The following is a 19,140-nucleotide window of genomic DNA, read 5'->3' as shown; positions in this document are numbered from 1 at the left end:
CTGCCGCCTCAGGCCGGGACCGCGGGGGCGGTGGTCTGGGTGGGGGACATGTGCTCCTCCGTCGAGGCGAGGATCTCGGCCAGGTGGACCGTGCGCGTGCCCGAGCGCAGCCGCGACAGCCCGCCGCCGATGTGCATCAGGCAGGAGGAGTCGCCGGCGGTGCACACCTCGGCGTGCGTGGAGAGCACGTTGGCCATCTTGTCGGTGAGCATCGCCGTCGAGGTGTCGGCGTTCTTGACCGCGAAGGTGCCGCCGAAGCCGCAGCAGGACTCCGCGCCCGGCAGCTCGACGAGGTCCAGGCCGCGGACGGCGCGCAGCAGCTGCAGCGGCCGGTCGCCGACCCGCAGCAGGCGCAGCGAGTGGCAGGTCGGGTGGTAGGTGACCCGGTGCGGGTAGTAGGCGCCGACGTCGACCACCCCGAGGACGTCGACGAGGAACTGCGACAGCTCGTAGGTGCGGGCGGCCAGCGCCTCGGCCTCGTCGGCGAGCGCGTGCTCCCCGGCGCGGCGGGCGACCATCGCCTGCTGGTGGTGGATCGAGGCGACGCACGAGCCCGACGGGGCCACGACCGCCTCGGCGCCGGTGAAGGCGCGCACGTGGTTGGCGACGATCGGCACCGCCTCGCGCCGGTAGCCGGTGTTGACGTGCATCTGCCCGCAGCAGGCCTGCGTCGGCGGCACGACCACCTCGTGGCCCAGCCGTTCCAGCAGCGTCGCCGTCGCCCGGGCGACCTGCGGCACCATCGTGTCCACCAGGCAGGTGGCGAACAGCGCGACCCTCATCGGGCCCCCTCCCTGTCGCGGAACACCATGCTCGACTCCCGCACGACCAGGGTGGGCTCGAAGACCTCCTGCACGTGCACGTGCCCCTCGCCGCGCGCCTCGTCGAGGAGCAGCTCGGCGGCGCGTGACCCCAGCGCCGCGCGCGGCTTGCGCACCGAGGTCAGCGGCACCGCGGCGGCCGCGGCGAAGTCGATGTCGTCGTAGCCGACGATCGCGAAGTCGTCGGGCACCCGCACGCCCTGGCGGACCATCTCCTGCAGCACGCCGAGGGCCAGCAGGTCGTTGGCGCACACCGCGGCGGTGGGCCGGCGGGCGGCGGGCAGGCCGACGATGCGCGCCGCGGCCTCGCGTCCGCCGGCGACGGTGAGGTGCTCGGGGGAGAGGACCAGCAGCGCGTCGTCGTCCCCGGTGGCCTCCCGGACGGCGGCGGCGACGCCGGCGTGCCGCTCCTGCACCTGCGGCAGCCCCGAGGCGCCGCCGATGAACGCGATCCGCCGGTGCCCGCGCTCGAGCAGGTGCTCGGCGGCCAGCCGGCCCCCGAGGACGTCGTCGACGGCGACGGCGCACTGGTCGGGCCCGGGCGCGCGCCGGTCGACCAGCACGACCGGGATCCCGCGACGGCGCAGCGAGTCCAGGTGCGGCGAGAGCTCCGCGGTGGGGGTGATGAGCACGCCCTGCACCCGCTGCTCGGCCAGCACGTCGAGGTGGGCGGACTCCTTCTCCGGGCGGTCGTCGGAGTTGCACAGGATCACCGCGAGGCCGGCCGGGTCGACGACGTCGTCCACGCCGCGGGCGACGTCGGTGAAGAACGGGTTGGCGATGTCGAGGACGACCAGCCCGATCGTGCGGCTGTGCCCGGCGCGCAGGTGGCGGGCGGACTCGTTGCGGACGAAGCCGAGGGCGGCGATGGCGTCGAGGACCCGCTCGCGGGTCGGCCCGCTGACCACCTCGGGGCGGTTGAGGACGTTGCTCACCGTCCCGACCGAGACGCCGGCGTGCTCGGCGACGTCGCGGATGCTCGCGGGCACGGCGTCCTCCTCGTCAGGTGCGCAGGTGGTGACGGGGGACACCGTCGCAGACCGATGGTCGCCCGTGGACTGAAACGTGTCAAACCCCGGTGGCGAGCCAGAAACCGGCGGTTGACACGTCTCGAAACCTGACCCTATGGTCTGCGCCACAGCTCGTCTGAATCGTTTCACAACGGAGGTGGTCGTCGTGGACCACGCCCCGGCGCCAGCGGCGCCGCCGGCGACAGGGCAGGTCGTGCTCGCCCTCGAGGACGTCGGCAAGAGCTTCGGCGCGGTCGCCGCGCTGCGCGGCGCGCAGCTCGAGCTGCGCGCGGGGGAGGCCCACGCGCTGGTCGGCGAGAACGGCGCCGGCAAGTCGACCCTGGTGAAGATCCTCGCCGGCGTGCACGGCCCCGACACCGGCCGCGTGCTGCTCGACGGGCAGCCGGTGACGCTGGCCGACCCGGCCGCCGCGCGGGCCGCCGGCATCGCGGTCATCTACCAGGAGCCCACGCTGTTCCCCGACCTGTCGGTCGCGGAGAACATCTTCATGGGCCGCCAGCCGCTGCTCTCGGGGCGCCGCATCGACCGCCGCGGCCTCGCCGAGCGCTGCCGGGCGCTGTTCGAGCGGCTCGGCGTGGCGCTGGACCCCGACCGCCCGGCGCGCGGCCTGTCGATCGCCGACCAGCAGATGGTCGAGATCGCCAAGGCGCTGTCGTTCGACGCCCGGGTGCTGGTCATGGACGAGCCCACCGCGGCGCTGTCCGGCGTCGAGGTGGAGCGGCTGTTCGCCGTCGCCCGGTCGCTGCGCGCCTCCGGTGCCGCGGTGCTGTTCATCTCCCACCGCTTCGACGAGGTGTTCGACCTCTGCGACCGGATCACCGTCATGCGCGACGGGCAGTGGGTCTCCACCGACCTCGCCCGCGACCTGACCGTCGACCAGGTGGTCCGCCGGATGGTCGGCCGCGAGGTCTCCTCGCTGTTCCCCAAGACCGACGTCGAGCCCGGCGAGGTCGTGCTCGAGGTGCGCGGCCTGACCCGCCGCGGCGTCTTCTCCGACGTCTCCTTCGACGTGCGGGCCGGCGAGATCGTCGCGCTGGCCGGGCTGGTCGGCGCCGGGCGCAGCGAGATCGTCCGCGCCGTCTTCGGGATCGACCCCTACGACGCCGGCTCGGTCCGCGTCTCCGGGAAGGCGCTGCGGAAGGGCGACCCCGCCGCGGCCATGGCCGCCGGCATCGCGCTCGTCCCCGAGGACCGCCGCCAGCAGGGGCTGGTCATGGAGCTGTCGGTCGAGCGGAACGCCACGCTCACCCGCCGCTGGAAGCTGGCGAGGGGTGGGCTGCTCAGCTCGCGCGCCGAGCGGGCGTCGGCCGCCGAGTGGTCGAAGCGGCTGCAGGTCAAGGCCGGGCGGCTCAGCGACCCGGTGTCCACGCTCTCGGGCGGCAACCAGCAGAAGGTCGTCCTGGCCAAGTGGCTGTCGACCGAGCCGACGGTGCTGATCGTCGACGAGCCCACCCGCGGCATCGACGTCGGCACCAAGTCCGAGGTGCACCGGCTGATGTCGCAGCTGGCGGCCGAGGGCCTCGCCGTCGTCATGGTGTCCAGCGAGCTGCCGGAGGTCCTCGGCATGGCCGACCGCGTCCTCGTCGTCTCCGAGGGCCGCCTCGTCGACGACATCCCCCGCGCCCGTGCCGACGAGGACAGCGTGATGCTGGCCGCGACCGGCCAGGCCGCCGCGGGGGTGTCCCGGTGAGCGCGCCCCTCACCAAGACGCCCGCGCCGCTGCCCGAGGAGCTGGCTGCGCCCGAGCGCACCGGTCGCCGCGGCGCCGCGCTGGTGCAGCGCCTGGTCGTCGCCCGCGAGCTCGGCATCCTGGCCGCGCTGGTGCTGCTGGTCGTCGTCACCGTCATCGCCAACCCGCGGTTCCTGTCGGGGCAGAACGTCCGCGACCTGCTGCTGTCGGCGGCGATCCTCACCGTGCTGGCCGCCGGCCAGACGATGGTGATCATCACCCGCAACGTCGACCTGTCCGTCGGGTCGGTGCTCGGCCTGTCGGCCTACGCCACCGGCACGCTGCTGGTGGTCGCACCGGACCTGCCGCTGGTGGTGGCCGTGCTCGCCGGGATGGCCGTCGGCGCGGCGTGCGGCCTCATCAACGGCGCGATCGTCGCCACCGCCGGGGTGCCATCGCTGGTGGTCACCCTCGGCACGCTGTACGCCTTCCGCGGGCTGGACTCGCTGTGGGCCTCCAGCGCCGACCGGCTGCAGATCAACGCCGCCGACCTGCCGAGCGGGTTCAAGTCCCTCGGCACCGCGCGGCTGCTCGGCGTCCCGGTGCTGTTCCTCGTCGCCGTCGTGGTCGTGGTGGTCGTCGGCTACTACCTGCGGACCTTCCGCAGCGGCCGCGAGCTCTACGGCATCGGCTCGGCGCCGGAGGCCGCGCGGCTGTCGGGCATCCCGGTCGGCAAGCGGGTGCTCACCGCCTTCGTCGTCAACGGGGCCCTCGCCGGGCTGGCCGGCGTCCTCTACGCCGCCCGCTTCCAGACGCTGGACACCACCGCCGGCACCGGCCAGGAGCTGTTCGTCGTGGCCGCCTGCGTCGTCGGCGGGGTCGCCATCTTCGGCGGCAGCGGCTCGGTCTACGGCGCCGCCCTCGGCGCGCTGCTGCTCACCACGATCGGCACCGCGCTGCCCCAACTGGGCCTGGACCCGTTCTGGCGGGACGCCGCCGTCGGCGCGCTGATCCTCGCCGCCATCGCACTGGACCGGGCGCTGCAGCTGCGCCTGGCCGCCCGCCTCCGGGGGAGGAACGCCCGCAGTGACCGTTGAGACCGCCCCCGCGCCGGCCGCCCCGGCGCCGGCCGCGCCCGCCCGCCGCGGCCTGACCCTGCCCTCGGGCAGCGTCATCACCACGTTCCTCGTGCTGTTCCTCCTCGTCGCCGCGGTGACCGTCCCGGGCTTCGCCTCCACCCGCAACGCCGGCTTCCTGCTGCTCGACGTCGTCGTCATCGCGCTCATCGCGCTGCCGCTGACGCTCGTGGTGGTCACCGGCGAGATCGACCTGTCGGTGGCCAGCACCGTCGGGCTCTCGAGCGCGGTGATGGGGCAGCTGTGGATCGCCGGCCTGCCGCTGGAGGCGATCGTCCCGCTGGTGCTCGTCCTCGGCGCGGTGCTCGGCGCGGTCAACGGCTTCCTCGTCACCACGCTCGGGCTGCCCTCGCTGGCGGTCACGATCGGCACGCTCGCGCTCTACCGCGGGCTGGCCTTCGTCGTCCTCGGCGACCAGGCGGTGGCCGACTTCCCGCGCGCCTGGACGACGTGGGCGATCAGCTCGATCGGCTCCACCGGCATCCCGACCGTCGTCGTCCCGCTGCTGGTGCTGATCGCGATCACCGCGGTCGTCCTGCACGCCACCCCGATCGGCCGGTCGCTGTACGCCATGGGCAACAGCGAGGACGCCGCCCGGTTCAGCGGCATCGACGTCGCCCGCACCAAGCTGTGGCTGTTCGTCGCCACGGGCGTGGTCGCCGCGCTCGGCGGCGTCTACTGGACGCTCCGCTACGGCAGCGCCCGCGCCGACAACGCCACCGGCCTGGAGCTGCAGGTGGTCGCGGCGATCCTGCTCGGCGGGGTGTCGATCTTCGGCGGCAGCGGCGGCCTGCTCGGCGTCATGGCCGGCGCGCTGCTGCTGGCCTCGGTCCGCAACGCCCTGCAGCTGGTCAACGTCCCCTCCGACGTCCTCAACATCGTCACCGGCGTCCTGCTGATCACCGCCGTCGTCGCCCCGCAGGTGACCGCGCGGGTCAAGCGCCGCCTGGCCCGCCGCAGACCGGCCTCCTGACCGCACCACCGCACCACCCCGTTCGACCTGCACCACTCCACTCCACCCCGAAGAGAGGGACCCCGATGTCGCTGTTCCTGACCAGTCGTCGCCTGCGTGGCGGCCTGACCGGCGTGGCGGTGGCCGCCGTCGTGCTCACCACCGCCGCCTGCGGTGGCACCACCCGTGGCGAGGACGAGGGCAGCAGCTCCGGCGGCGGCGACGCCGCGGGCGCCTCGGCCGACCCGGACGCCGAGATCCCCGCGGACCTCGCGATCGCCTTCCTGCCCAAGCAGCTCAACAACCCGTACTTCGACGTCGCGGCCGCCGGCTCCGAGCGGGCCGCCGGCGAGATCGAGGGCGAGTTCAGCCAGGTCGGCCCGTCGGAGGCCAGCGCCTCCTCGCAGGTCAGCTACATCAACACGCTGACCCAGCAGGGCGCCGACGTCATCCTCACCTCGGCCAACGACCCCAACGCCATCTGCAGCGCCCTGGACCAGGCCCGCAGCGGCGGCGCCAGCGTCGTCACCTTCGACTCCGACACCTCGCCGGAGTGCCGTGACGCCTTCATCAACCAGGCGACCCCCGAGGGCATCGCCGAGGCGCAGATCGACCTCATGGCCGAGCAGATCGGCGGCGCCGGCCAGGTCGCGATCCTCTCGGCGACGGCCAACGCCACGAACCAGAACGCCTGGATCGAGCTCATGACCGCGTACGCCGCCTCGGAGTACCCGGACATGGAGATCGTGGCGACGGTCTACGGCGACGACGAGGACGAGAAGTCCTTCCAGGAGACCCAGGGTCTGCTGCAGACCTACCCGGACCTCAAGGGCATCATCTCGCCGACCACCGTGGGCATCTCGGCCGCGGCGCGCTACCTGTCGGGCTCGGAGTACAAGGGCCAGGTCGCGCTGACCGGCCTGGGCACGCCGAACCAGATGCGCGAGTACGTCCAGGACGGCACCGTCACCGCGTTCGCGCTGTGGAACCCCGAGGACCTCGGCTACCTCGCCGCCTACACCGGTGCCGCGCTGGCCGCCGGCCAGATCACCGGCGCCGAGGGCGAGACCTTCACCGCCGGTGACCTCGGCGAGTACACGATCGGCGCCGACGGCGAGATCGTGCTCGGCGAGCCGACGGTCTTCAACGCCGACAACATCGACGACTTCGACTTCTGAGTCGTCCCCCGGTCCCGCCGCCCCCGTCGGGCGGCGGCGGGACCGGGACCCCTCCCCAGGAGACCCCGTGCCCCGCTCCGTCTTCACCCTCCAGGTCCGTCCCGACCGCCTGGCCGAGTACCGCGAGCGGCACGCCGCCGTCTGGCCGGAGATGCTGCGCGCCCTGCGCGACGCCGGCTGGCGGGACTACGAGCTCTACCTCCGCGACGACGGCCTGCTGGTCGGCGTCGTGGAGACCGACGACCTCTCTGCCGCGCAGGCCGCCGTGGACGCCACCGAGGTGAGCGCCCGCTGGGAGGCCTCGATGGCGCCCTTCTTCGTCACCGGCGACGGCTCCGGCTCTGGCTCCGGCAAGGCGGAACTGCCGCTCGTCTTCGACCTCGACGCCCAGCTCACGGCGCTCGGGGAACCCACCACCGCACCGACTGGAGACCCCTCGTGACCGACCTCCGGGCCGCCGCGCTCGCCGCGCTGGCCGAGCAGACCATCGAGCTGCCCTCGTGGGCGTTCGGCAACTCCGGCACCCGCTTCAAGGTCTTCGGCCAGCCCGGCGTCGCCCGCGACCCGTTCGAGAAGATCGAGGACGCCGCCCAGGTGCACCGCTACACCGGCGCCGCGCCGCGGGTGTCGCTGCACATCCCGTGGGACCTCGTCGACGACTTCTCCAAGCTCGCCGCGCACGCCGCCGACCTCGGCGTCGCCATCGGCGCGATCAACTCCAACCTCTTCCAGGACGACGACTACCGGCTCGGGTCGCTGACCCACCCGGACAAGGCGGTCCGGGACAAGGCGATCGCCCACCACGCGCAGTGCGTCGACGTCATGCGCGCCACGGGCTCGACCGACCTGAAGCTGTGGCTGCCCGACGGCACCAACTACGCCGGCCAGGACGACCTGCGCGCCCGCCAGGACCGGCTCGCCGACTCGCTGCAGCAGGTCTACGCGATGCTCGACCCGGGCATGCGGCTGCTGCTCGAGTACAAGTTCTACGAGCCCTACTTCTACGCGATGGACATCCCCGACTGGGGCACCTCGCTGCTGCACTGCCTGGCCCTCGGCGACCAGGCGACCGTCGTCCTCGACACCGGCCACCACGCGCCGGGCACCAACATCGAGTTCATCGTCATGCAGCTGCTGCGGGTGGGCCGCCTCGGCGCGTTCGACTTCAACTCCCGCTACTACGGCGACGACGACCTGATCGTCGGCTCGGCCGACCCGTTCCAGCTGTTCCGGATCATGAACGAGATCGTGGCCGCCGACGCGCTGCGGCCGGACTCCGGCGTCAACTTCATGCTCGACCAGTGCCACAACATCGAGCCGAAGATCCCCGGTCAGATCCGCTCGGTGCAGAACGTCCAGGAGGCGACGGCGAAGGCGCTGCTGGTCGACCGCGAGGCGCTGGCCGCCGCGCAGGCCGCCGGTGACGTGCTCGCGGCGCACGGTGCGCTGACCGACGCCTTCGCCACCGACGTCCGGCCTCTGCTCGCCGAGCTGCGCGAGAGCAAGGGCCTCGACGCCGACCCCTACGCCGCCTACGCCCGCTCGGGCCACCAGGAGCGCATCTCCCGCGAGCGCATCGGCGGCACCCAGGCGTCCTGGGGCGCCTGACGAAGGACCTGGCCGCCCCCCGCGACACGCTCCGCGCGTCGCGGGTCCCTGCGGCCAGGCCGTTCCAGTACGTCACCGATGGAAGGAACCACCCGTGACCAACCCCGTGGTCAGTGAGCTGCTGGGCCGGAGCAACCGGCTGGGCGCCGACCCGCGCAACACCAACTACGCCGGCGGCAACACCTCCGCCAAGGGCACCGAGACCGACCCGGTCACCGGCCGGCCCGTCGAGCTGCTGTGGGTCAAGGGCTCCGGCGGCGACCTCGGCACGCTGACGGAGAGCGGCCTGGCCGTGCTGCGGCTGGACCGGCTGCGCTCGCTGGTCGACGTCTACCCGGGCGTCGAGCGCGAGGACGAGATGGTCGCGGCGTTCGACTTCTGCCTGCACGGCCGCGGCGGCGCCGCGCCGTCGATCGACACCGCGATGCACGGCCTGGTCGACGCCGCCCACGTCGACCACCTGCACCCCGACTCCGGCATCGCGCTGGCGACGGCGGCCGACGGCGAGGCGCTGACCCGCGAGTGCTTCGGCGACCGCGTCGTCTGGGTGCCGTGGCGCCGTCCGGGCTTCCAGCTCGGCCTCGACATCGCCGCCATCAAGGAGAAGAACCCGCAGGCCATCGGCTGCATCCTCGGCGGCCACGGCATCACCGCCTGGGGCGCGACCAGCGAGGAGGCCGAGGCCCACTCGCTGGACATCATCCGCACCGCCGAGGCCTTCCTCGCCGACCGCGGGAAGGCCGAGCCGTTCGGCGCCGTCGTCCCCGGCTACGAGGCGCTGCCCGAGGCGGAGCGCCGGATCAAGGCCGCCGCCCTCGCGCCGGTCGTCCGCGGGCTGGCCTCCACCGACCGGCCGCAGGTCGGGCACTTCACCGACTCCGACGTCGTCCTGGAGTTCCTGTCGCGGGAGAAGCTCGGCGCCCTGGCGGCGCTCGGCACCTCCTGCCCCGACCACTTCCTGCGCACCAAGGTCCGGCCGCTGGTCGTCGACCTGCCGGCGAGCGCGCCGGTCGAGGACGTCGTCGCGCGACTGCGGGAGCTGCACGAGGAGTACCGCGCCGAGTACGCGGCCTACTACTCCCGCCACGCCACCCCGGACTCGCCCGCCATGCGCGGCGCGGACCCGGCGATCGTGCTCGTGCCGGGCGTGGGCATGTTCAGCTTCGGCGCCAACAAGCAGACCGCCCGCGTGGCCGGCGAGTTCTACGTCAACGCCATCAACGTCATGCGCGGCGCCGAGTCGGTGAGCACCTACGCGCCGATCGACGAGAGCGAGAAGTTCCGCATCGAGTACTGGGCGCTGGAGGAGGCCAAGCTCCAGCGGATGCCGAAGCCCAAGCCGCTGGCGTCGCGGGTCGCGCTGGTGACCGGCGCGGCGAGCGGCATCGGCAAGGCCATCGCGGAACGGCTGGCCGCCGAGGGCGCCTGCGTCGTCGTCGCCGACCTCGACCTGCAGAAGGCGACCGACGCCGCGGCCGGCATCGGGACCGCCGACGTCGCGATCGGCGTGGCCGCCGACGTGTCCGACGCCGAGGCGGTGGCCGAGGCGTTCCGCAGTGCCGTGCTGGCCTTCGGCGGCGTCGACCTGGTGGTCAACAACGCCGGCCTGTCGATCTCCAAGCCGCTGCTGGAGACCACCGAGCAGGACTGGGACCTGCAGCACGACGTCATGGCCAAGGGCAGCTTCCTCGTCTCCCGCGAGGCGGCCCGGCTGATGATCGCGCAGGGGATGGGCGGCGACGTCGTCTACATCTCCTCGAAGAACGCCGTCTTCGCCGGCCCGAGCAACATCGCCTACTCCTCGACCAAGGCCGACCAGGCCCACCAGGTCCGGCTGCTGGCCGCCGAGCTCGGCGAGCACCAGATCCGGGTCAACGGCATCAACCCCGACGGCGTCGTCCGCGGGTCGGGCATCTTCGCCGGCGGGTGGGGCGCCAAGCGCGCCGCGGTCTACGGGGTGCCGGAGGAGGAGCTCGGCCAGTTCTACGCGCAGCGGACGCTGCTCAAGCGCGAGGTGCTGCCCGAGCACGTCGCCGACGCCGTGTTCGCCCTCACCGGCGGGGAGCTGTCGCGCACCACCGGCCTGCACGTCCCGGTCGACTCCGGCGTCGCGGCCGCGTTCCTCCGCTGATCGGGCGGCAGGAATGGCCATCTCTGCCGCCGGGGAGCTGACCCTCGCGGCGGTCGACCTGGGCGCCTCCAGCGGCCGGGTGATGCTCGCGAGGGTCGGCCCCGGGCGGCTGGACCTCACCGAGGTCCACCGCTTCCCCAACCGCCCGGTGCGGACGGCGGGGACGCTGCAGTGGGACGTCCTCGGCCTCTACGCCGGGGTGCTCGACGGCCTGCGGGCCGCCGGTCGCGAGGGCGACGTCGACGGCATCGGCATCGACAGCTGGGCGGTCGACGTCGGCCTGCTCGACGCCGACGGCGCGCTGCTCGGCAACCCCGTCCACTACCGCGACGCCCGGCACGAGACGGCGGTCGCCGACGTGCACGCGGTGGTCCCGCCCGACGAGCTGTACCGCGTCAACGGCCTGCAGCACCTGCCGTTCAACACGCTGTTCCAGCTCGCCGCCATGCGGGGGACGGCGCGCTTCGCCGCGGCACGGCAGGCGCTGCTCGTGCCCGACCTGCTGGCGTACTGGCTGACCGGGGCGCGGGTCGCGGAGGTCACCAACGCCTCCACCACCGGGCTGCTCGACGCGACGACGCGGCAGTGGGCTCCCGGCCTGCTCGACCGGCTCGACCTGCCGCGCCACCTGCTCCCGGCGCTGGTGCAGCCCGGCGAGGAGATCGGCCGGCTCACCGCCGACGTCCGCGCCGAGACCGGCCTGGGCGACGTGCCGGTGGTCGCGGTCGGGTCGCACGACACGGCGTCGGCGGTCGTCGGGGTGCCGGCGCGCGGTGACCGGTTCGCCTACGTCTCCTGCGGCACGTGGTCGCTGGTCGGCGTGGAGCTGGAGAAGCCGGTGCTCTCCGAGGCCGGCCGCGCCGCGGGGTTCACCAACGAGCTCGGCGTCGACGGCACGGTGCGCTACCTGCACAACGTCATGGGCCTGTGGCTGCTGCAGGAGTCGCTGCGCACCTGGGCCGCGCACGGGCTGCCGGCCGACCTCGCCGACCTGCTCGCCGCGGCCGCGCGGGTGCCGGCGTTCACCGCCGTGGTCGACGTCGACGACCCGCGCTTCCTGCCGCCCGGCGACGTGCCGGCCCGCATCGCGCAGGTGTGCGCCGAGACCGGCCAGACGCCGCCGCAGAGCCAGGCGGAGACGGTGCGCTGCATCGTCGACAGCCTCGCCCTGGCCTACCGGCGCACGGTCCGGAGCGCGGAGGAGCTGTCCGGCCGTGAGGTCGACGTCGTCCACCTGGTCGGCGGGGGAGCGCGCAACGCGCTGCTGTGCCAGCTCACCGCCGACGCCTGCGGGCGGCCGGTGCTGGCCGGCCCGGTGGAGGCCGCGGCGCTGGGCAACGCGCTGGTGCAGGCGCGGGCGCTCGGCGCGCTCGAGGGCGGGCTGGGGGAGATGCGGCGCCTGCTGCGCACCACCCAGCAGCTCGTCGAGTACCGGCCCGCCGGGTCCGCCGCCGCCTGGGACGCGGCCGAGGCGCGCATCGCCCGCTGACCGGCGCCCCGGGTCTTGCCGCCGTCCCGGCCGGGCGCGCAGCATCGTCCCGCGGGGAGTCCGAGGAGGGGCCATGACCGGACCGGCAGAGCGTTCCGACGGCGACTTCGGCTACGACCTCGCCCACGAGGCGACCGCGGGGGCGGCGGCGCGGCCGGCACCCCCGGCTCCCGCGGAGCCGCCCGCCCGCGCCGACGACGACCCGGGCGGCGACTACGGCTACGACGAGGTGCACACCTCCTGACGCCGTCGCCCGCGACCGGGTGAGTCGGGGACGGCCGCCCGGGTAGTCACCGCACCGTGCGCCTGCCCGGTCCCTCGGACCTCCTCGACCTGCCCTGGACGCTCGCCGACTCCGTCCGCAGCCTCAGCGCGGCGCTGCCCCGCGCCGAGGGACTCCTGCCGCTGGCCGACGACGTCCTGCGCCGGACGCGTGCCCTGCTCGACGGCGCCGGTCCGGCGGTCGCCCGCGCGGTCGCCGTGGGCCCGGAGGCCGTCGAGGCGGCGGCCGACGTCGTGCGGCGCTTCACCGCCGTCATGACGCCGGAGCGGATCGCCGCCCTCGGCACGCTCGTCGACCGGCTCGGCGCCGCGCTGGCGCCGGAGCGGGTCGAGGCGGTCACCCGCACCGTGGACACCCTGCGTTCGCGGGCCGACGTCGTGCCGCGGGCCCTCGACGCGCTCGACGACCTGCTGTCCTCGGGCCTGCTGTCCCCGGGCCGGCTCGACGGGATCGCCGACGGGCTCGACCGGCTGCTGTCGACCGAGCTGCTGAGCCGCATCGAGCGGGTGCTCGACCACCTGGCCGACGAGCGCGTCGAGCGCGCCCTCGACCTCGCGGGCGACGACCGGGTCGTGCGGGCCCTCGAGCTCGTCACCGGCGACCGGGTCGACCGCACCCTCGACGTCCTGACCGACGCCCGCGTCGACCGGACCCTGGACCTCCTCACCGGCGACCGGGTGCAGCAGGCCCTCGACCTGGCCGCCGACGAGCGGGTGCGCACGCTGCTGGACCTCGCGGCCGACGAGCGCGTGCTGCGCCTGCTCGGCCGGCTCGACGCCCTGCTCTCCGACGAGCGCGTCCCGCGGCTGGTGGACCGCGCCGGCGGGCTGCTGGACGACGAGCGCCTCGCCCGGGTCGGCGCCCGGCTCGACGGCCTGCTGTCCGACGAGCGCCTCGACCGGCTCGAGGAGCTGCTCGGCGAGGGCCAGGCGGCCGCCGTCCTCGGACTGCTCACCCGGCTCGAGCGCGAGCTGACCGACGACGCGGCCCGCGGGCTGGGCACCCTGCTCGGCCGGCTGCCCGCGCTGCTCACCGAGGAGCGGGCCGACGCGCTGACGGCGCTCACCGACCAGGTCCCGCGGCTGCTGCGCGGGCTGGAGTCCGGCAACCTCCCGAACACCGCCGACCTGGGGCGGGTGCCCACGGACCTGCACGCGCTGCTCGAGTTGATGGACGACCTGCACCAGGTGGTGTCGGGACTGCCCGGGGCCGGGCGCGCCCGCGACCGCGGCGACGACCCGCACCCGCAGGTCGAGGACCCCCGGCCGCCCGACGACGAGCCCCGCCGGGACACCGGCGTCCGGCAGCACACGGAGAACACCACGCCCGGCGTCTGACCACCGGTCCCATCCGGCGGTCCGGGCTCTCGCGGTGTCCCGCGTGCTCCCGCGGTGCTGCGACGCCGTCCGAGCGGAGCGGACACCGCAGGAGCCGGCATCGACGGGGGTCCGCGCGCACTGACCGTGCTGCAGGCCCGGCAACGCCCGGGGAACACCGGCACCGCAGGCGACGGACCCAGTTGGGGCTGCCGCGCGGCCTCGTCCTGGCGCCGGCTGACCCTCGGCGCAGCCTCGAGCACCAGGCAGCCACGCCGCCCGACTGGGAACGTTAACAGACTGTGACCCAGGCCGCACCGGGGCCTGCCCGTGCGGGTGGACACGCATGGAGCGGTTCGCCGAGGAGCCCCTTGACGTGGCCGTATGTTTGCGTTCACAGTGTCCCGCATCACGCCCAGCAGCGTCGCCGGGCCCGCAGGACGAGCCGCCTGAGAGCGCGTCCCGGGGACCAGTCAGCGGTGGTCGCCCTGGGAGCACCACGACACCGGCCAGGACGGGCCGGCAGGAACTCACAGGAGGCAGACGTTGATCAGGAACAAGCTCCTCGCCGCCGTCACGGCGTCGGTCGCGGCCCTGGGCCTGGCGGCCTGCGGCTCCTCGGGCGACGGCGGCGGCGGCGGCGGCGGTGGCGGTGGCGGCGGGGACGACACGATCACCATGGGCTTCGCCCAGGTCGGCGCGGAGAGCGGCTGGCGCACCGCCAACACCGAGTCCATCCAGAGCTCGGCCGAGGCCGCGGGGATCGACCTGCAGTTCTCCGACGCCCAGGGCGAGCAGGAGAACCAGATCTCGGCGATCCGCTCGTTCATCCAGCAGCGGGTCGACATCATCGCCTTCAGCCCCGTGGTCGAGACCGGCTGGGACGCCGTGCTGCTCGAGGCCAAGCGGGCTGACATCCCGGTGATCCTCACCGACCGCTCGGTGGAGACCGAGCAGGAGGACCTCTTCGTCACCTTCCTCGGGTCGGACTTCATCGAGGAGGGCAGGAAGGCCGGCGAGTGGGCCGTGGAGAACTGGGCCTCGACCGGCGCGCAGTGGAACATCGCCGAGCTGCAGGGCACGACCGGCGCCGCGCCGGCCATCGACCGCCAGGAGGGCTTCGCCGAGGCGATCGCCGGCAGCCCGAATCTGACCGTCGTCGCCTCGCAGTCGGGTGACTTCACCCGCACCGGCGGGCGCGAGGTCATGGAGGCGATGCTCAACTCCAACCCCGAGATCAACGCCGTCTACGCGCACAACGACGACATGGGACTCGGCGCCATCGAGGCGATCGAGGCGGCCGGCAAGGTGCCCGGGCAGGACATCCAGATCATCACCGTCGACGCCGTGCGCGATGGGATGCAGGCGCTCGCCGACGGCAAGATCAACTTCATCGTCGAGTGCAACCCGCTGCTCGGTGACCAGCTGATGGAGCTCGCCCAGCAGGTCCTCGACGGCGAGGAGGTCCCCGAGCGGGTGGTCACCGAGGAGACCACCTTCACGCAGGAGCAGGCCATCGAGGCCCTCCCGGACCGGCAGTACTGATCCGCCCGCGGGAGCCCGCCGCGGCTCCCGTCCCCTCCGCCCGTCCCGGGTGCTCCCTCCCCGGGACGGGCGGTGGGCCCTCCTCCCGAGAGGCCTCCCGTGTCCCCAGCCCCCAGCACCGCGGTGCCGGCCGACCCGGCCGCCGTCCCGCCCCCGTCGGACCCGGTCGTCGCGATGACCGGCATCACGATCCAGTTCCCGGGCGTGAAGGCGCTCGACGACGTCTCCCTGCGCCTGTTCCCCGGTGAGGTGCACGCCCTCATGGGCGAGAACGGGGCCGGCAAGTCGACGCTGATCAAGGCGCTGACCGGGGTCTACCCCTACGACGCCGGCACGGTGACGCTCGGTGGCGCCGAGCAGCGGTTCACGACCCCCGCCGACGCCCAGGCGGCCGGCATCAGCACCGTGTACCAGGAGGTCAACCTCTGCCCGAACCTCACGGTCACCGAGAACATCGTCCTCGGCCGTGAGCCCCGGCGCGCCGGGCAGATCGACAAGCGCGCCTCCCGGCGCCGGGCACGGCGGGTCCTGTCGGAGCTGCACCTCGACATCGACCCGCGGTCGGTCCTCGGGTCGCACCCGATCGCCGTCCAGCAGCTGGTCGCCATCGCCCGCGCCGTCGACATCGACGCCCGGGTGCTGGTCCTCGACGAGCCGACGTCGAGCCTCGACGCCGGGGAGGTGGCCGAGCTGTTCCGCGTCGTGCGGTCCCTGCGCGACCGCGGCGTGGCGATCCTGTTCGTCTCGCACTTCCTCGAGCAGGTCTACGAGATCAGCGACCGCATGACCGTCCTGCGCAACGGCCGGCTGGTGGGGGAGTACCGCACCGCCGAGCTGCCGCGCACCTCGCTGGTGCGGGCCATGATCGGCCGCGAGCTGGCGACGCTGGAGGACCTCGAGCGCGCCGCGCCCCGGCCCGTCGAGGCCGGTGCGGTGCCGCGGCTGGCGGCGTCGGGCCTGGGCCGGAAGGGCGCCATCGAGCCGGCCGACGTCGAGGTGCACGCCGGGCGGGTGGTCGGGCTGGCCGGCCTGCTCGGCTCGGGCCGCACCGAGCTGACCCGCCTGATGTTCGGCGCCGACCGGGCCACCAGCGGGCACGTCGAGGTGGACGGGAAGCCGGTGCGGCTGCGCACCCCGCGCACCGCCATCGCCCGCGGCATCGCCTTCCTCTCCGAGGACCGCAAGGGCGAGGGCGTGGTCGGCGACCTCACCGTCCGCGACAACGTGCTGCTCGCGCTGCAGGCACGGCGCGGCTGGCTGCGGCCGATCCCGCGGCGGGCCGGCGACGAGATGGTCGCCCGGTACATCAAGGCGCTCGACGTCCGCCCGGCCGACCCCGGCGCGCTGCTGCGCAACCTCTCCGGCGGCAACCAGCAGAAGGTGCTGCTCGCCCGCTGGCTGCTCACCGAGCCGCGGCTGCTGCTGCTCGACGAGCCGACCCGCGGCATCGACATCGGCGCCAAGGCCCAGATCCAGGAGCTCGTCGCCCAGCTCGCGGGCGAGGGGATGTCGGTGGTGTTCGTGTCCGCGGAGCTCGAGGAGGTCCTGCGCATCTGCGACTCCGTCGTGGTGCTGCGCGACCACTCCAAGGTCGCCGACCTCGACGCCTCCGACGCCACCCTCGACGGCGTCGTCGACCTCATCGCCCGGGGGAACACCCGTGACTGACGCACCCGCCCCCGCTCCCGCCACCGCCACGGACACGGCGGCGCGCCCGGCCGACGGCCTGCTCGCCCGCGCCCGCCGCTCACCGGTCCTGTGGGCGGTCGCCGCCCTCGCGGTCCTGCTGCTGTTCAACCTGGTGGCCAACCCCGGCTTCTTCGCCCTGCGCTTCCAGGACGGCCACCTGTTCGGCAACCTGGTGAACGTCGTCAAGAACGTCGCGCCGGTGCTGCTCATCGCGGTCGGCATGACGCTGGTGATCGCCACCCGCGGCATCGACCTCTCGGTCGGCGCGGTCCTCGCGATCTCCGGATCGGTCGCCTTCACGATCGTCGAGGGCGCCGACGACCCGTCCTCGGGCAGCACGGCCGCGCTGGCGATCGGCGTCGCCCTCGCCGCGGGGCTGGTGCTGGGCGCCTGGAACGGCTTCCTCGTCTCGGTGGTCGGGATCCAGCCGATCATCGCGACGCTGGTGCTGATGACCGCCGGCCGCGGCATCGCCATGCTCATCACCGACGGCAACATCGTCACCGCCGAGAACCCGGTGTTCGACTGGCTCGGCGGTGGCTACGTGGCCGGGATCCCGGTGCAGATCGTCATCACCGGGCTGGTCCTGCTGGTGGTCGGGGTGCTCACCCGGCGCACCGCCCTCGGCGTGCTCATCGAGGCCGTCGGCGTCAACCCGGCCGCGGCCCGGCTGGCCGGCGTCCGGGCGCGCAGCATCACCTTCACCGTGTACGTCTTCGTCGCGTTCACCGCGGCCGTCGCGGGTCTCATGGTGACCGCCAACGTCAGCGCCGCCGACGCGAACCGGGCCGGCCTGTTCATCGAGCTCGACGCGATCCTCGCCGTCGTCATCGGCGGCACCTCGCTGGCCGGCGGGCGCTACTCGCTGACCGGCACGGTCGTCGGCGCGCTGATCCTGCAGACGCTGACGACGACGGTGCTCACCATGGGCCTGCCCGACGAGTACATCCGGCTGTTCAAGGCCGTGGTGATCATCATGGTGTTCCTGCTGCAGGCGCCGCGGGTGCGCGCCGCCCTGCGCCGCAGGCGCCGCCCGGGTCCGGGCTCGTCCACCGCCCCGGACGGCGACGCCGCAGCCGCCTCCGGGTCCGTCCCGCCGGACCCGGTCCGGCCCGCCTCCCCGGTCCCGGCCCCCGGCACCGGCACCGTCCCCGGCCGGACGGCCGAGCAGGAGGTCCTCCGATGACCGTCTCCGACACCCGGCCGCCCGAGGAGCAGGTGCCCGCCCCGCCGCGGCCCGCGACGTCCCGCCCGGGGTGGCAGGGCGCCGTCCACCGCTGGCTGCGCAGCACCAGCACGGGGTCGAGCACCTTCTCCGTGCTCGTGACCGCCGTCCTGCTCGTGGTCCTCTTCGGCGCCGGCAGCATCCGCTACGAGAACTTCGGCTACCCGCAGGTGGCGCTGAACCTGCTGGTCGACAACGCCTACCTGATCGTGCTGGCGGTCGGGATGACGTTCGTGATCCTCACCGGCGGGATCGACCTGTCCTCGGGCGCGGTGGTCGCCCTCGGCACGGTGATGGCGGCGAGCCTGCTGCAGGCCGGCTGGCCGGCACCGCTGGTCATCGCGGTCGTCCTGGCGACCGGGGCGCTGCTCGGGTGGCTCATGGGCCTGGCGATCCACGGGCTCCAGCTGCAGCCGTTCATCGTCACCCTCGCCGGCATGTTCCTCGCCCGCGGGATCTGCTTCGCCATCAGCGGGCCGTCGATCCCCATCCAGGACGACCTGTTCACCACCGTCGCCATCAACGTGGTGGAGCTGCCGGGCGGGACGTTCCTGTCCTACGGCGCGGTGCTCGCCCTCGTCGTGGTGGCGATCGCCGCGTTCGTCCTGCACCGGACCCGGTTCGGGCGCACGGTCTACGCGATCGGGGGCAGCGAGTCCTCCGCCGCGCTGATGGGCCTGGCGGTCGGCCGGACGAAGGTCGGCGTCTACGTGATCAGCGGCTTCTGCTCGGCGCTGGGCGGGCTGCTGTTCAGCGTCTACATCCTGTCCGGCTGGAGCCTGCACGGCATCGGCCTGGAGCTCGACGCCATCGCCGCGGTCGTCATCGGCGGCACGGTGCTCGTGGGCGGGCGCGGGCTGGTGGTCGGCTCGCTGCTGGGGGTCCTGGTCCTCGGCACGATCAAGGCGCTCATCGACTTCGACGGCGGGCTGAACTCCTGGTGGACGAAGATCACCGTCGGCGTGCTGCTGCTGGTCTTCGTCGTCCTGCAGCGGGTCACCGGCCGCAACAGCGGGACGGCGTCGTGACGGCGCTGGGGTCCCCGCCGCTGGACGGCAGCGCCCTCG

Annotated in this window: 16 protein-coding genes; 14 read left to right on the top strand and 2 right to left on the bottom strand. The window is 74.0% G+C overall.

The annotated features are described in order from the left end of the window. Nucleotides 1-8: 8 nt before the first annotated feature. Complete coding sequence (locus FN207_RS19835) at nucleotides 9-782, bottom strand: (Fe-S)-binding protein (protein WP_142460178.1); 774 nt, start codon at nucleotides 780-782, stop codon at nucleotides 9-11. Next, on the bottom strand, nucleotides 779-1,810 hold the full coding sequence (locus tag FN207_RS19830) for a LacI family DNA-binding transcriptional regulator (protein ID WP_199505211.1): 1,032 nt from the start codon (nucleotides 1,808-1,810) through the stop codon (nucleotides 779-781). Before FN207_RS19830 ends, FN207_RS19835 begins: the two co-directional genes overlap by 4 nt. 187 nt (nucleotides 1,811-1,997) lie before the next feature. Between FN207_RS19830 and FN207_RS19825 the strand changes: the two genes are divergently transcribed. From FN207_RS19825 to yjfF, 14 genes are all read left to right on the top strand, one after another. After that, on the top strand, nucleotides 1,998-3,542 hold the full coding sequence (locus tag FN207_RS19825; RefSeq protein ID WP_221888301.1) for a sugar ABC transporter ATP-binding protein: 1,545 nt from the start codon (nucleotides 1,998-2,000) through the stop codon (nucleotides 3,540-3,542). Beyond that, a complete protein-coding gene (locus FN207_RS19820) occupies nucleotides 3,539-4,618 on the top strand; it encodes an ABC transporter permease (RefSeq protein ID WP_221888300.1) in 1,080 nt (359 codons plus the stop codon). Before FN207_RS19825 ends, FN207_RS19820 begins: the two co-directional genes overlap by 4 nt. Then, on the top strand, nucleotides 4,608-5,630 hold the full coding sequence (locus FN207_RS19815; RefSeq protein ID WP_221888299.1) for an ABC transporter permease: 1,023 nt from the start codon (nucleotides 4,608-4,610) through the stop codon (nucleotides 5,628-5,630). Before FN207_RS19820 ends, FN207_RS19815 begins: the two co-directional genes overlap by 11 nt. A 65-nt stretch (nucleotides 5,631-5,695) precedes the next feature. Beyond that, nucleotides 5,696-6,787, top strand: a complete 1,092-nt coding sequence (rhaS, locus tag FN207_RS19810; RefSeq protein WP_142460176.1) for a rhamnose ABC transporter substrate-binding protein — start codon at nucleotides 5,696-5,698, stop codon at nucleotides 6,785-6,787. Between the two features lie 67 nt (nucleotides 6,788-6,854). Further along, a complete protein-coding gene (locus FN207_RS19805; RefSeq protein WP_142460175.1) occupies nucleotides 6,855-7,229 on the top strand; it encodes an L-rhamnose mutarotase in 375 nt (124 codons plus the stop codon). After that, complete coding sequence (rhaI, locus tag FN207_RS19800) at nucleotides 7,226-8,395, top strand: L-rhamnose isomerase (RefSeq protein ID WP_142460174.1); 1,170 nt, start codon at nucleotides 7,226-7,228, stop codon at nucleotides 8,393-8,395. Before FN207_RS19805 ends, rhaI begins: the two co-directional genes overlap by 4 nt. A 94-nt stretch (nucleotides 8,396-8,489) precedes the next feature. Continuing rightward, entirely contained in the window at nucleotides 8,490-10,526 is a 2,037-nt protein-coding gene (locus tag FN207_RS19795; protein WP_142460173.1) for a bifunctional aldolase/short-chain dehydrogenase, read from the top strand. A gap of 13 nt (nucleotides 10,527-10,539) precedes the next feature. After that, the gene (locus FN207_RS19790; protein WP_142460172.1) at nucleotides 10,540-12,015 is read left to right on the top strand and encodes a rhamnulokinase; all 1,476 of its coding nucleotides are present in this window, start codon (nucleotides 10,540-10,542) and stop codon (nucleotides 12,013-12,015) included. Between the two features lie 73 nt (nucleotides 12,016-12,088). Continuing rightward, nucleotides 12,089-12,259: a hypothetical protein gene (locus tag FN207_RS26440; protein WP_185938442.1), complete on the top strand. Its 171-nt coding sequence runs from the start codon at nucleotides 12,089-12,091 to the stop codon at nucleotides 12,257-12,259. A 56-nt stretch (nucleotides 12,260-12,315) separates the two neighbouring features. After that, nucleotides 12,316-13,635: a hypothetical protein gene (locus FN207_RS19785; protein WP_142460171.1), complete on the top strand. Its 1,320-nt coding sequence runs from the start codon at nucleotides 12,316-12,318 to the stop codon at nucleotides 13,633-13,635. A gap of 525 nt (nucleotides 13,636-14,160) precedes the next feature. Next, complete coding sequence (locus FN207_RS19780; protein WP_221888298.1) at nucleotides 14,161-15,159, top strand: ABC transporter substrate-binding protein; 999 nt, start codon at nucleotides 14,161-14,163, stop codon at nucleotides 15,157-15,159. A 99-nt stretch (nucleotides 15,160-15,258) separates the two neighbouring features. Continuing rightward, a complete protein-coding gene (locus FN207_RS19775) occupies nucleotides 15,259-16,827 on the top strand; it encodes a sugar ABC transporter ATP-binding protein (protein WP_221888297.1) in 1,569 nt (522 codons plus the stop codon). Beyond that, nucleotides 16,820-18,034, top strand: a complete 1,215-nt coding sequence (locus tag FN207_RS19770) for an ABC transporter permease (protein WP_142460169.1) — start codon at nucleotides 16,820-16,822, stop codon at nucleotides 18,032-18,034. Before FN207_RS19775 ends, FN207_RS19770 begins: the two co-directional genes overlap by 8 nt. Further along, on the top strand, nucleotides 18,031-19,101 hold the full coding sequence (yjfF, locus tag FN207_RS19765; RefSeq protein ID WP_110908000.1) for a galactofuranose ABC transporter, permease protein YjfF: 1,071 nt from the start codon (nucleotides 18,031-18,033) through the stop codon (nucleotides 19,099-19,101). Before FN207_RS19770 ends, yjfF begins: the two co-directional genes overlap by 4 nt. Nucleotides 19,102-19,140 lie beyond the last annotated feature (39 nt).

Origin of the sequence: Geodermatophilus aquaeductus (genome assembly GCF_900182545.1) — a bacterium.
GTDB lineage: Bacteria > Actinomycetota > Actinomycetes > Mycobacteriales > Geodermatophilaceae > Geodermatophilus > Geodermatophilus aquaeductus.
The sequence above is the reverse complement of the archived record's forward strand: the minus strand, read 5'-3'. Positions and strand labels throughout refer to the sequence as shown.